Raw genomic sequence first — 12,606 nt, 5'->3', positions numbered from 1 at the left:
TCAGTGGGAGGTGAACTCGGCGTCGATGACGTCGTCGTCATCCCTGTCCGACATCTCGTCGGGGGCGCTCGCCGACCCGGTCGACGGCCCACCGCCACCCCGGGCTGCGGCACTGAGCACCTGGCTCATCTGGTGGAGCTCGCCGGTCAGGGCGCGGAGGCGGTCCACGGGTTCGTCACCCTCGACGGCCTGCCTGGCTTCCTCGACCAACATCTCGGCACGAGCCCGGTCGTGCTGGGCCACCGACTCGCCGGCCTCGTCGAGGGCCTTGCGCACCTGGTAGGCCACGGAGTCGAGCTCGTTGCGGGCATCGACCCGCTCGCGCAGGGCGGCGTCCTCACCACGGTGGGTCTCGGCGTCCTTGATCATCCGCTCCACCTCCTCCTGGCTGAGCGTGGAGGTCTCGCTGATGGTCACCTGCTGCTCGGCGCCCGTGTCCTTGTCGCGCGCCGACACGTGCAGGATGCCGTTGGCGTCGATGTCGAAGGTCACCTCGATCTGCGGCACCCCGCGCGGCGCGGGGCGGATGTTCTCCAGCCGGAACCTGGCCAGCACGCGGTTGTCGGCCGCTCTCTCCCGCTCGCCCTGGAGCACGACGACGTCGACGGCGGACTGGTTGTCCTCCGCGGTGCTGAAGATCTCGGTCCGTCGGGCCGGGATGGTGGTGTTGCGCTCGATGACCTTGGTCATCACCCCACCCATCGTCTCCAGACCCAGCGACAGGGGCGTGACGTCGAGCAGCAGCACGTCCTTGACATCGCCCTTGATGATCGCCGCCTGGACGGCCGCGCCGATGGCCACGACCTCGTCCGGGTTGACGGTCATGTTGGGTTCCTTGCCACCGGTCAGGCGGCGTACCAGTGCCTGCACGGCCGGGATCCGCGTGGAGCCACCCACGAGGATGACCTCGTCGATGTCGTCGGCGGTGACCTTGGCGTCCTCCATGGCCTGCTTGACCGGGCCGAGACAGCGGTCGACGAGGTCGGCCGTGAGCTGCTCGAAGGTGGACCTCATCAGGTTGACGTTGAGGTGCTTGGGCCCGGAGGCGTCAGCGGTGACGAAGGGGAGGTTGACGGCGGTCTGGGTGACCGCCGACAGCTCCACCTTGGCCTTCTCGGCAGCCTCGAACAGGCGCTGGAGAGCCTGGGAGTCCTCGCGAAGATCGATGCCGTTGGACTTCTTGAACTCGTCGGCCAGGTAGTCGACGATGCGTCGATCGAAGTCGTCGCCGCCGAGATGCGTGTCCCCGGCCGTGGATCGAACCTCGACCACGCCGTCCCCGACCGTGAGGATGCTGACGTCGAACGTGCCGCCACCGAGGTCGAAGACCAGCACGGTCTCGTTCTCGAGCTTGTCCATCCCGTACGCGAGGGCGGCAGCCGTCGGCTCGTTGATGATCCGGAGGACCTCGAGCCCGGCGATCTTGCCGGCGTCCTTCGTGGCCTGACGCTGCGCGTCGTTGAAGTGCGCCGGGACGGTGATGACCGCCTCGGTGACCCGCTCGCCGAGGAACTTCCCGGCGTCGTCGACCAGCTTGCGGAGTACCTGCGCCGAGATCTCCTCGGGTGCGTAGAGCTTGCCGTTGACCTGGAAGCGCGCCGCGCCCTCGGGACCGGCGACCACGTCGAAGGAGACGGTGTTCATCTCGCTGCTGACCTCGTCGTACTTGTGGCCGATGAAACGCTTCGCGGAGTAGATCGTCCCCTTCGGGTTCAGGATCGCCTGTCGCCGGGCCATCTGGCCGACGAGTCGCTCGCCGTTCTCCAGGAAGGCGACCACGGACGGGGTCGTCCGGTTGCCCTCCACGTTGGGGATGACTTGCGGCTGCCCACCTTCGTTCGCCGCGATCACCGAGTTCGTCGTTCCCAGGTCGATGCCGACTGCCCTGCCCATGACCACTCCATTCGCCGGAAGCGTGTGTCATGGCCATGCTTCGCCCGGGCCCGGGCCACCTGCATCCCGTGAACGGGTGCTTCTTCACCATCGGGCCGGACCGGCCTCGGGCTAGTTGGTGGGGAAGCCGTGCTGCAGGGCCAGCACGGTCAGCTGGACCCGCGAGTGGATGTCAAGCTTGAGGTAGACGTGCTTGAGATGGGCGTCCACGGTATGGCGGGAGAGGTAGAGCTCCTCGCCGATGCTGCGGTTGGACATCCCCTCAGCCACACCCGCAACGACGCGGAGCTCGCCGTCGGTGAGTGACGCCCACGCTTGGTCCGTGCCCACCTCGCCGGCCGAACCTACCCTGACCATGGGATATCGGTTCGCTGCCTCGATGCTGGCGGCGGGGTACTCCTTCGGGGGCAGGTAGTGGGGGTTGTCGATCACCGTGCGGTCCAGCAGGACCTTGGGGTGGGTGTACAGGACCTCGACAAGCATGTCGGCGCCGAACTTCTGCAGGTCGTAGAGACAGACGAGGATCGCAGGCATCTGCTCGACGACCTGGTTGAGGGCCGACTCATAGCGGAACAGGTCGTCCCAGCCGGGTGGCCCGGGCAGCACCCACGACATCTCACCGGCGGCCCGCAGTAGGTCGAAGTCGTCGTCGGTCGCCGCGTCCACGCTCTCTGCCAGGAACCTCATCATGTCGTCGACGCAGAACTCCCCCGAGGGAAGGTAGGCGTCCGATGCTCGTTCGACGTCGAGCTGCGCCGACCGTCGCGAGTACTCCGGGCCGGGCTGTCCCACGGCCCGGTCCCGGACCACCGCCGGCTCGACATCGTCGATCAGGCACAGGCACTTGTCGCCCTGGCGCAACCCCTCCTCGAGGAAGGGGTACAACAACCGGTCACGCTCGGCCGGACCCGAGTAGAGCGCGCAGAAGTGGGTTCCTGGCGTGACAACCCCGACCCCGGGGATCCCGAGGCTCAGACCGTTCATGGAGGCCGCCGTTCACCGGATCCGAGGGAGGGATTCCACACTACGCGCATTTGGCACGGGTCGCATCCATGCGCCGGGTTGGCTGCGCGAATGCCCAGGACGAGATGACGGTCACCCCCCTTGACCCACCGAGTGGCGAGCGAAGTCCACCTGATCGGCCTGTCGAGGAACAGTCCCCTCGCCACAACGTGGCGCGCCGTCAAGATCCTCAGAGGCCAAGGGATCGAAGGTGGTCGACCTCGTCCTCCCTGTGCGTCGAGCGGGCCGGAACGGAGCAACCTACGTGCGGCCCTCGTGCGGCCCACAGCCTTGAAGACTCGACGTCTTCGCAGGTCACACATGGTCCACGGTCAGAACTACGACATCTAGTGAGCGGGGCCATCCGGCCCGCTCGTTGGTCCCCAAAACGGCGGCTGACCTGCACCTTTGCCTTTCGAGGTTGTGCAGCGTCAGCCGCCGTTACTCGTTGGCGTGTGTACCCAGTGTGTACCCGAGCGCCTGGTCGCCCCACGCCTGGAACGGACTGGACAACTCCTTGTCGGGTAGCCGGATCCGGTTGTACCTTGCCTCTGCCGGCCCGCTCACCGTCACGGCACGAGGGTTGGCGGCTGTGGTTTGAGCGTCCAAGGATTCTTGAATCTCAGGAGGTGGGCAGCATGACACCGACGCCTGGATCGCCGTCGAACGGCACCCCGGTCAACGGGACCGAGCCGGACACCCATGCGCTGCGGCTCGAAGTCTCACAACTGCGGACGGCCCTGTCCTCACGGGCGGTCATCGAACAGGCCAAGGGCATGATCATGGCCGAGCGACAGTGCGATGCCGACGAAGCATTCCAGGTGTTGCGCAGGTTCTCCCAGGACACCAACGTCCCGCTGCGTGACGTGGCCAGGGCACTCATCTACCAAACGACCAACGGATCGACCGGCCCACCCACCTGACCGTCGCCGCAGCCCGGACCCGAGGCGGCGGTGTCCCCCCGCGCCGCCGACTCGCCGGGTCCCTGCCCGCAGAGCCGCATCAGTCCCAGCTACCTCAGCCCGGGCCGACGTGCGCCCGGCCCTGCCCTCGTGTCGAGAACTCAGCCCAGATCGATTTCCCGCCCTCGTCGTCGTACAGCACGCCCCACGACCTCGAGACGGCCGCGACGATGGCCAGCCCACGGCCGCCGGTGTCGGTGGCCCGGGCGATTCCGGGGACCGGCCTGGCAGTTGTCCGATCGAACACCCGGAGACGGACCAGCCCGGTGCTGCCCTCGAGGGTCACGGTGAAACGTGAGTCTGCGTGGAGCAGCGCGTTGGTGGTGAGCTCGCTGACGACGAGCTGTACGTCGTCGAGCAGGTTCGCGAGCTCGTGGGTGATCAGGTGCGTGCCGACGAAGGCGCGGGCCCCGGCGACACTGCTCAGCGCGGCGACGAACTCGCCCCTATGTGACCAGCCCTTATCCATCAGGACCTATTTCGTCCTCGCGGTCTCGCGCAGCGCCATCGCGCGATGGAACCTTCCGTCGCCCCCGACGAGCACGGTGATGAGCAGGCCATGGCCGGTCCTACGCTCGTTGTGACTTCAACCGGGAACGGATTCGCCTTGGGCGGCGGGTCACGAGGAACTCTCGGCCTGGGAAGAGACTACGCCTGCCATGACCGCTGGTCGCACTTCCCGCGGCCCTCGTGCCCGGGTCTACGAGATCGCGCCGGAGGTGCTGTCATGCCGAGGACGGCGCGCCAGCGCCGCCCGCAGGCCGTGAGCCGGCGGAGCCGGCGCCTTGATCTCTTAGAGGCGAATCCAGCAACACGAGGGCCGCACAGAGGGCCGGACGTAGCCGATCGCTCCACGGAAGTGCTGGGTGCTGGTGGCGTCGGGTTCTGACGGTGCTGCCGTTACGTGAGGGGCGCTCAGGCCCAGGTCCTGCAGGGAAACGGGGACCGCCCAACGCCTTCGATCCCTGCCCCACCCCGATCCGGATCCAGCCCGGAATCAAGCTGGGCGGAGTAGGGTGCAGCTATTCACCACGTGCCGACGCCGCTCCCAGCCTGGGCTGACCTCACCGGTGGGGAGAGGCGGTCGCTGTGGGCGATCCGGTGCCGGAGAACATCGAGTTGCGCGGTCAGGACGAGTTCCCGGCCCTCCTCGCGGAGGTTCGGCGCACGCGCGCGGCACAACACGAGGCGCAACGCCTCGTGCCGGGCAGGGCCGACTACTTGCTCAAGGCCCGCAAGGCATCGCTGAACGCACTGGAGGCATACGCGAGCGCCCTTGATCGGCACGGGTGGCCGCTGCCACCCAAGATGAGACTTGAGATCCAGCTGCTGCGAGCTCTTTGCGGGAGCAACCTGCGTCGCCTGTGACCACGGTCGGGGGACGGTGGCTCCATCCCCAAGCCCTGGGCACCGTGATTCCCGAAACCGGCCACTGCTCGGAGTACGACTGCTGGGTGCCGGGGAGTTCGAGCGGTCAGGTGTGCCTGGCAGGAGCGCTGATCGGGCTGAGAAGGAATAGGTTGCCCGCAGCGCTGAGCGCCCGGGAGCCCAGCCGAGCATCGATAACGTTTCGGCAACGACTTCGAACGCGCATCCGTCACTGACGGCAACGCCCCTGCACCGCCTTGCACTCACCTGCGTCCAGGTGCACTGAAAGGGCCTTCCCTTCCTCTGATCTCGGCCGTCTGCGATACGTGGCACGGTTGCTTCATGGCACCTCGGGAAGCCTCTTTCGACCGGCCTTCACACCCAGTGCTGTCGCCGGGCTTTGCAGCCGAGTACGCGGAGAAGAATGGCGTCTGCGTTCGGCCTGTGCTGCGCGTGGTCGGGACCGGGAGACCGGTGAGACGCAGCAGGTGGCGATTCCGTGCGGGTCGACCCGCGACTCGCTGTGCCGCCCATGCGCGGAGAAGGCCAGGCCTGACCAGCGAAGACACCGTTCAACGTCTGCCACGGTCAGGGGTCGTTCTTCGTTTGATCTGGCTCCACGTGCGACCCCAGCGCGGCCCAACGGGTCAAGACCGACGCGCGGGACGCGGTGCACCTGGCTCGACTGCTCCGACTCGACGAGGTCACCCCGATGGCGGTGCCAACCACGGGTCAGGAGACTCCGGAACCTGGGTGAACCTCACCGGGTGGGCGCTTGGGGATCGGGTCGCGGTGTCCATCGAGCCCGCCGCCCCGCATGACCTGACTGCGCTGGCGCTGGATGCGTACTCGCTGTCCGAACGCGAGCGGCAGGTGGTGGAGCTCGTGCTGCTCGGGTTCTCCACCGCGCAGATAGCCAGACAGCTCTACCTCTCGCCGTACACCGTGCAGGACCACCTGAAGTCGGTGTTCGACAAGACCGGCGTGCGGTCGCGACGGGAGCTGGCGGCTGACCTGTTCTTCCGGCACTACGTGCCCTCGGATCGAGCTGGGGAGCCGGTTGAACGCGGACGGTTGGTTCGACGACGCGTGAGAGGCGTCGACGGCCCACGTGCCAGGACGTACCACGTCAAGCCGTTGCTCGCGCGGGCCGGTATCGCAGCGCGATCGCCCCCGACCGGAACTCACGGCGATCCACGAGCTCGAGCTGGATGCGCTCGCGCAGACCGGCGAGCAACGTCGGCCCGTGTCCGGCAAGGACCGGCTGCACGAGGAACACGTACTCGTCGATCAGTCCCAGATCTGCCAACGCCAGGGGGAGCGTCACGCCACCCACGAACAGGCCCTCGCCAGGCTCCTGCTTGAGCCGCTGAACCGCTTGTCCCACGTCGCCCCGCACCAGCTCGGCATTCCAATCGACCCCGCTCAGCGTGCTCGACACGACGTACTTCTTCGCCCGGTCGATGGTCTCGGCGAACGGGATATCCCACTCACCCATCCAGTCGGGCCACGTGCCCGTGGCCGGCTGCCGCCACGCCGACTCCATCATCTCGTCGGTGACCCGACCGAACAGCAGGGCATCGGCTCGTTCCAGCTCAGCGGTCCAGTAGCGCATCGACTGCTCGTCCGGGGGGAGCCCTGCCTCGTGATGGCAGCAGCCGTCGAGTGTGACGTTGATCGAGTATCGAAGTGATCTCATCTCGTTGCTCTCCCTTGATGCGCGCAGAGCGTCTTCACCGGACCGTACCCACACGACTGCCGGCGGCATTCCCATCGGCGCTCGATCCCACCTGCTCAACACCGTCGTGGCGCGCGCCCACGCCGCACCCTCCGCGCCGCCGCCCGCCGCGCTGGCGCCCCTCCATGGCGGGCCCGGTCACCCGTTCGGTATCGACCGCCGGACGCCCGGTGAGGCCACAGGCCCGAACGGGGCATGGCAGGGCGCGCGTGCGGCTGCCACGCTGACGTTGAACGCCCGATCTCGAGGGGGCGACTGTGAATCACGGAGTACGCCACAGGGCAGGAGGGGCCATCGTCGCGGCCCTGCTTCTCACCGCGGCCTGCAGCGACGCGGACCGGACGGCTGACAAGGCCGCTGAGAAGACCGTCACGCCAACCGCCTCGATCACATCCCCGCGTGCGACCAGCACCGTCCCCGACACGAGCCCGTCGGAACCCACGCCCCAGGACCGGCGGTGCCGGGAACGTCAGGATCGGGCGCTCGAGAACCTGGAGTGGCGGATGAGGCAGACCGCAGACCGGGTCACTGCCTCCCTGTCCGGCGAGGCACCCGGAGCCACGCGATCGCTGGCGTACCACCTCCGGACGGTGCGCGAGAACCTCCGCGGCGGCTGCGGAACGATCCCCCAGCCCGCGCGACAGTTCCTCCGGGCCGGGCTACGGATGACTCGCACCCCACTGAGCCAGGCGGAGTACGCACAGCTCGTGGACCGCTACGAGGCGTGGGCCAGCGGCCCCACGAGCTCGAGACGCGACGGGTGGCTGCGCCGTTCGCTCGAAGCGTGCCGTCGCTACCGCGGCAAGGTCAGCGCGGGGTACGCCGTGTGGTGGGAGCCCACCGCGGCAGGCCGGGACTGGTGGGTCCAGATCACCGTGGACAACAACACCGACGACCTGCTGGACGTCAGCCTCGGCGGGTCGCTGTGGGCCGACGGTGTCCCCACCCGGTACCGCGACCCCTACGGACCCGACCGCCACTGGGGACGGGTGGCGGACCAGTACACCTGGGGTGGGTCGAGCGCCGACGAGGTCTACGCCCCGCCCGGCCGGCGGATCCGCACCTTCGTGGGCATCGGGGCGGGCTACAAGGTGCACCTCCTGCGCGGCGGGGAGCTCTTCGACATCCGGCCGACGGTCTTCGTCTCGCCGCTACGGGAGGGCGGCGCGCCCGGATGCTCCCTCCCCGTCCCGCGGATCAACTGAGGTGGGCGCGGTGCTCGGTCGGGATACACCACTGTCAGCTGACTCCGCCACGTCGGCAGGCGAGCGGAGCAGGCCCAGGACGGGTCGAACCCGCAGCCTGGAAGTCCGCATGGAGGACCGTGGCAACCAGCGTCGTGCTCGTCCTGGCCGCCTGCACCGGAAACGACGGCGCGGACCCCGACCCGTCGGCCGCGTCGTCCACGCCGACGTCGATCCGAGGGTTGGAGGAGAGCGGCGCCGAGGCGGTTCTGCACTCCCCCGCGGCCGCCCTCGAGTCCTACGCGGTCCTTCCCTCGGGCGACGTCCTCGCGACGTGGTACGTCGACGCGGGGTTCGGCGAGGGCGCCGCCGTCTGGATCGACTCCTCTGGGAGGACCAAGAGCTGGCGGCTACCCGTCGGGCGGTACCGCGCCCTGAAGATCGCGCCGACAGGCTTCCTGCGCCGAAGAGCAGTTCGACGACAGCGACGTGGCCCGAGACCTCCGGCTGGTCATCTCGGCCGACCACGGCGATACCTGGCGGACGCGACCTGAGGGGCAAGGAGCGCCGTCACTAGGTGATCGCCGAGAAGCCGCACGGAGCATCACGAGCCACCGAGCAGGCGGCGTCGCCCCCGTCACAATCCGGCGAAAACACCGGACCGGGTGTGCTCGCGCGGCTAGCGTGATGGGTGTCGACGCTCGTTGGAGGATCGACGACGTCGCAGGAGGGACGCTCGGGCGTGTTGACGCTGTTCGCGCTGCTGATGGCCGCGGCAGGACTGATCCTGGCCGTGCTGGCCGGGTACGTCGCGCGGCGGCGGCGGACGTCCACGGGGTGGAGCCTCGCCATGCTCCTGATCGCAGTCGCCTGGTGGGGGCTCGCGTACGCCGCGGAGCTGTCCACCGAGGAGATCGCGACCAAGAGCCACTGGGGTGACCTCAAGTACGTCGGTGTGTGCCTGGTTGCGCCGGTGTGGTTGACCTTCGTGCTGCAGTACATCGGTCGCGGTGACCTCGTGACCAACCGCCTCCTGGGCCTCCTGGCCGTGGAACCCGCCCTCGTTCTCACCGTGCTCGCGGTCCCGGCCACCCACGATCTGGTGCGCCACTACCCGTCCTCGAGCGCTGGAGAGGACCTGCCCATCATCGCCGTGGGACCGGTCTTCTGGGTCAACCTCGTCTACAACAATCTCGTGCTGCTCGGTGCCACGGCGTTGTTCCTCACACGTATGGCCAGGCTGGCACGCAACTACCGGAGGATGGCCGCCGTCCTGGTGGTGGCGGCCCTGCTGCCCTGGGCAGCCAACCTCCTCCACAACTTCGGGGTCGGCTGGTTCGCGCATCTCGACCTGACCCCTTTCGCCTTCATCGTCACCGGCGCGGTGCTCGTGTGGGGCCTGTTTCGCGAGCGCCTGGTCAACCTGAGTCCCATGGCCCGCAGCGCGGTCGTCGACCACATGGCAGACCCGGTGTTCGTGCTCGACGCGTTCGGACGGGTCGTCGACGTGAATCCGGCCGGTACCGCAGTCATGCGCTCTGCGCGCGGCGCGGTGATCGGACGGCCGCTCGTCGACCTGCTGCCCGACCTGCCGGACCAGGCGATGATCCTCGGGGCACGTGCCGAGCTCACCCTCTCCGCAGACGGAGACTCCCGCACGTTCGACGTGCTCCACCAGCCGCTCACCGACCCGTCCGGCAGACCGGCCGGCGACCTGGTGGTCCTGCGCGAGATCACCCAGCGAGTCAAGGACCGGCAGGAGCTGCAGCGACTTCTCGACGAGCAGTCCCGGGTGGCCGCGGCCCTGCAGGCCAGCATGGTCCCCAGCAACCTGCCCGACCTGCCCGGCTGCCGGCTGGCCAGTCGATACGAACCCGCCGGAGACGGCACCGAGGTCGGGGGCGACTTCTTCGACGTCTTCGCACTGAACAGCAGAACGTGGGGATTCGTGCTCGGAGACGTGAGCGGCAAGGGAGCCGAGGCGGCGGCCGTCAGCGCAGCCGCGCGGTACACCCTGCGTGCTCTGGCCGATCCCGCTCGCTCCCCGAGCGACACCCTGCGCGAGGTCAACAGCCGCCTGCTGGTGGCAACCGAGGACGAGCGCCACTGCACCCTGGTCTACGGATACGGCCGACCGACGACGGAAGGTCTGGCCGTGACCCTGTCCCTGGCCGGGCACCACCAGCCGCTGGTCCTCGACCGCGGGGGCACCGTCGAGCCGGTGGGTCGCCTCGGCTCCGCGCTGGGGCTCCTCGACTCGGTGGACCTCTACGACAGCGCCATCCTGCTCGCACCGGGCCAGACCCTGTGCATGTTCACCGACGGCCTGGTCGAGGCACGGCACGCCGGCGAGATGTTCGGCGTCGATCGCGTCTCCTCGGTGCTGCTCGAACATTCCGGGGAACCCCTCGACGACCAGGCCGGCCACCTGGTCGCTGCGGTCCGCGCCTTCCACGGCGACGAGCTCACTGATGACCTGGCACTCCTGCTCATCCAGTCTCAGCCCTGCCTCCCGAGTCGGTCCGGCGAGATCGGATGAACGCCGGCGAGGACTGCCAGGCCCTGGCACCGCCGCCGGTTGCGGGCGCGCAGGTGCTAACGCTTGCCTCGACCGAACATGCGACCCAACCGGTGGCCCATCGACCTCGGCGGCTTGACGTCGATCAGGTTCGACCCGTCGGGCTGGGGAAGGTCGGCCACCTGCTCCACGGAGAGGGTCGTGCGGACGTAGGTGCGGTAGATCGTGCCGATCTGATCGGCGTCGACGAACCGCGTACCTTCCGCCGTCAGGACGACGATGCCGTCGAACACCGAGACCTTCTCGTCGACCAGCACGGCCTGCACCGTGGCGAACTGGTGCCCCCCACTCGTCTGCACCGGCGTGCCCGGCTGGAGCGCGGTGTAGGCGATGGGGTGGTCCTGCGGTTCGGGCATGCAGCAACCCTACGACTGCTCCGCGACGACGGCGACGACGTTGGAGCGCACACCTCCACCGTCGCAGCCGGCGTACGCCTGAGCGGCCGGTCCGGTTCACGGCCAGACGACGACCGTTTCGGGGGGCCGCCATGGCGACCGCACGCCCGCGCATGGCGATCTTCGAGGCCGCGGAGTGGTCCGGGGCCGTGGCGGGGTCAGGCGATCAGGAGGCGAGCGCCGAGCTCGGCTGCGTCGAGCCCCACGAGGTCGCGGTTGCGGTCGGCCCACCGTCCTGAGGCGAGGTCGTCGCGGAGGCTGTGCACGACTCTCCGCTCGACGTCCGGCCCGACTTCCGTCCAGACCGACACTCCGCGACGGACGTGCTCGTCCAGGTGCGCCTCGGGCCGGCGCCAGTAGGCCTCGAAGAAGCCGTCCGCGCAGTCCCACGGGACGGGCACCGGCTCGGTCCGGGCGTCGATGGCACCGGCCAGCTCGGTCAGCGACGCCAGGATCCTGCAGCTCCTCAGGCCGGCGAACTCGGGGAGGTAGTCGCGGGTCAGCCAGAACTGGCCGGGGTCTCTGGTGTCGAACAGGAACACCACCACGCGGCGAGCGACGCGCCGCATCTCGCGCAGGCCGGCGATCGGGTCCTGCCAGTGGTGGACCGTGCACACGGCCATCGCCGCGTCGAAGGACTGGTCGTCGAACGGCAGGTTCTCGGCAGATCCGGCCACGCACGGCGCGGCGTGCGCCGGGCGCCGGGAACGCATGAGTGCCGACGGTTCCAGCGCGAGTACGTCGCGGTCGGGAGGCTCGTAGGAGCCGGTGCCCGCCCCGACGTTCAGGACGGTCCGGGCGTCGTCGAGCGCAGCCCAGATCCGCGACGCGATGCGCGGCTCGGTCCGCCGGGTGACGGTGTAGGTGGCCCCGATGGTGTCGTACAGCTGCACCCTCGACATACGCACTGCCTCTCGGGTTCGGTCCCCTTCGTGGGAGGGGAGCTACCCCATGGTGCGTCATCGCGTTCGCGACGGCATCGGCGATCCCCCCGACGGTGGGCTGCGTCAATGGCCCAACCAGCGCATTGGCGCCGCCGGTCGCGACGCGGACCCTGAGAAGTGGAAGACCGCCGTTGCGGCCGAGTCGCAGGCAAGAGTGGGTCTGACCGAGTTTCACCGGAGGGAGTCATCCCTCGCCGGAAGCAGAGAGCGACTGGACTCGCCCACCGCCCCAGCGGCACCGACGACGAGCTGGCCACGAGCCGGACAACGGCTCCGCGGGCGACCTCGGCGGCGGGCACGGCCTGGGCCTCGCGATCACCCGGCAGATCGTCGACGGTGACCGACCAGCGCGCATCGCTCGACAGGTTGCTCGACAGGTTGATTGACACGCGTTCGCCGACCGGGAACCGTTGCTGTTGTCCAGGACGACGAGACCTGACGACGGAAGCCCGATTCTCATCAAGTCCTCATCTGCGCAGCCCGGCGGCAGGTCATGGTCGTCCTGTGGGCCGCCGGCCCGGACCAAGGAGGTCGCTGTGCAG

The 12,606-nt window shown here is 68.9% G+C and carries 11 protein-coding genes and 1 pseudogene; 6 read left to right on the top strand and 6 right to left on the bottom strand.

What is annotated here, in order from left to right; translation table 11 throughout:
- Together dnaK and EKO23_RS25865 are read right to left on the bottom strand one after the other, a co-directional pair.
- On the bottom strand, window positions 1–1,893 hold the full coding sequence (gene dnaK, locus EKO23_RS15530) for a molecular chaperone DnaK (RefSeq protein WP_134718898.1): 1,893 nt from the start codon (window positions 1,891–1,893) through the stop codon (window positions 1–3).
- 111 nt (window positions 1,894–2,004) lie between these two features.
- Window positions 2,005–2,877: an MEDS domain-containing protein gene (locus EKO23_RS25865; protein WP_134718896.1), complete on the bottom strand. Its 873-nt coding sequence runs from the start codon at window positions 2,875–2,877 to the stop codon at window positions 2,005–2,007.
- Window positions 2,878–3,533: 656 nt separating this feature from the next.
- On the opposite strand from EKO23_RS25865, the gene EKO23_RS15520 reads away from it, so the two are divergent.
- On the top strand, window positions 3,534–3,818 hold the full coding sequence (locus EKO23_RS15520; RefSeq protein ID WP_134718894.1) for an ANTAR domain-containing protein: 285 nt from the start codon (window positions 3,534–3,536) through the stop codon (window positions 3,816–3,818).
- 94 nt (window positions 3,819–3,912) lie between these two features.
- Here the strand turns inward: EKO23_RS15520 and EKO23_RS15515 are convergent, their stop codons facing one another.
- A complete protein-coding gene (locus EKO23_RS15515; RefSeq protein ID WP_134718892.1) occupies window positions 3,913–4,326 on the bottom strand; it encodes an ATP-binding protein in 414 nt (137 codons plus the stop codon).
- 620 nt (window positions 4,327–4,946) lie between these two features.
- Here EKO23_RS15515 and EKO23_RS15510 point away from each other — a divergent pair.
- On the top strand, window positions 4,947–5,225 hold the full coding sequence (locus EKO23_RS15510; RefSeq protein ID WP_134718890.1) for a hypothetical protein: 279 nt from the start codon (window positions 4,947–4,949) through the stop codon (window positions 5,223–5,225).
- A 342-nt stretch (window positions 5,226–5,567) separates the two neighbouring features.
- Window positions 5,568–6,221, top strand: a pseudogene (locus EKO23_RS26710) (helix-turn-helix transcriptional regulator); the annotation flags it as partial.
- Window positions 6,222–6,354: 133 nt separating this feature from the next.
- Here EKO23_RS26710 and EKO23_RS15500 read toward each other — a convergent pair.
- Window positions 6,355–6,924, bottom strand: a complete 570-nt coding sequence (locus EKO23_RS15500; RefSeq protein WP_134719014.1) for a dihydrofolate reductase family protein — start codon at window positions 6,922–6,924, stop codon at window positions 6,355–6,357.
- A gap of 542 nt (window positions 6,925–7,466) precedes the next feature.
- Between EKO23_RS15500 and EKO23_RS15495 the strand changes: the two genes are divergently transcribed.
- From EKO23_RS15495 to EKO23_RS15485, 3 genes are all read left to right on the top strand, one after another.
- On the top strand, window positions 7,467–8,168 hold the full coding sequence (locus tag EKO23_RS15495; RefSeq protein WP_134718888.1) for a hypothetical protein: 702 nt from the start codon (window positions 7,467–7,469) through the stop codon (window positions 8,166–8,168).
- A gap of 119 nt (window positions 8,169–8,287) precedes the next feature.
- Entirely contained in the window at window positions 8,288–8,701 is a 414-nt protein-coding gene (locus EKO23_RS15490) for a hypothetical protein (protein WP_134718886.1), read from the top strand.
- A 188-nt stretch (window positions 8,702–8,889) separates the two neighbouring features.
- Window positions 8,890–10,686, top strand: a complete 1,797-nt coding sequence (locus tag EKO23_RS15485) for a histidine kinase N-terminal 7TM domain-containing protein (RefSeq protein ID WP_134718884.1) — start codon at window positions 8,890–8,892, stop codon at window positions 10,684–10,686.
- Window positions 10,687–10,742: 56 nt separating this feature from the next.
- Here the strand turns inward: EKO23_RS15485 and EKO23_RS15480 are convergent, their stop codons facing one another.
- Together EKO23_RS15480 and EKO23_RS15475 are read right to left on the bottom strand one after the other, a co-directional pair.
- Window positions 10,743–11,081, bottom strand: coding sequence for a hypothetical protein (locus EKO23_RS15480; RefSeq protein WP_134718882.1), 339 nt, complete (start codon window positions 11,079–11,081; stop codon window positions 10,743–10,745).
- A 197-nt stretch (window positions 11,082–11,278) separates the two neighbouring features.
- On the bottom strand, window positions 11,279–12,022 hold the full coding sequence (locus EKO23_RS15475; protein WP_134718880.1) for a class I SAM-dependent methyltransferase: 744 nt from the start codon (window positions 12,020–12,022) through the stop codon (window positions 11,279–11,281).
- Between the last annotated feature and the right edge of the window lie 584 nt (window positions 12,023–12,606).

The organism is Nocardioides guangzhouensis, assembly GCF_004519545.1.
Classification (GTDB): domain Bacteria; phylum Actinomycetota; class Actinomycetes; order Propionibacteriales; family Nocardioidaceae; genus Nocardioides; species Nocardioides guangzhouensis.
The sequence above is the reverse complement of the archived record's forward strand: the minus strand, read 5'-3'. Positions and strand labels throughout refer to the sequence as shown.

Bases quoted from the DNA above. Each gene is read 5' to 3' on its own strand.
- EKO23_RS15495 (WP_134718888.1), top strand. From the start codon at position 7,467: ATGAGGCAGACCGCAGACCGGGTCACTGCCTCCCTGTCCGGCGAGGCA.
- EKO23_RS25865 (WP_134718896.1), bottom strand. From the start codon at position 2,877: ATGAACGGTCTGAGCCTCGGGATCCCCGGGGTCGGGGTTGTCACGCCA.
- EKO23_RS15515 (WP_134718892.1), bottom strand. From the start codon at position 4,326: ATGGATAAGGGCTGGTCACATAGGGGCGAGTTCGTCGCCGCGCTGAGC.
- EKO23_RS15520 (WP_134718894.1), top strand. From the start codon at position 3,534: ATGACACCGACGCCTGGATCGCCGTCGAACGGCACCCCGGTCAACGGG.
- EKO23_RS15500 (WP_134719014.1), bottom strand. From the start codon at position 6,924: ATGAGATCACTTCGATACTCGATCAACGTCACACTCGACGGCTGCTGC.
- EKO23_RS15475 (WP_134718880.1), bottom strand. From the start codon at position 12,022: ATGTCGAGGGTGCAGCTGTACGACACCATCGGGGCCACCTACACCGTC.
- dnaK (WP_134718898.1), bottom strand. From the start codon at position 1,893: ATGGGCAGGGCAGTCGGCATCGACCTGGGAACGACGAACTCGGTGATC.
- EKO23_RS15480 (WP_134718882.1), bottom strand. From the start codon at position 11,081: ATGCCCGAACCGCAGGACCACCCCATCGCCTACACCGCGCTCCAGCCG.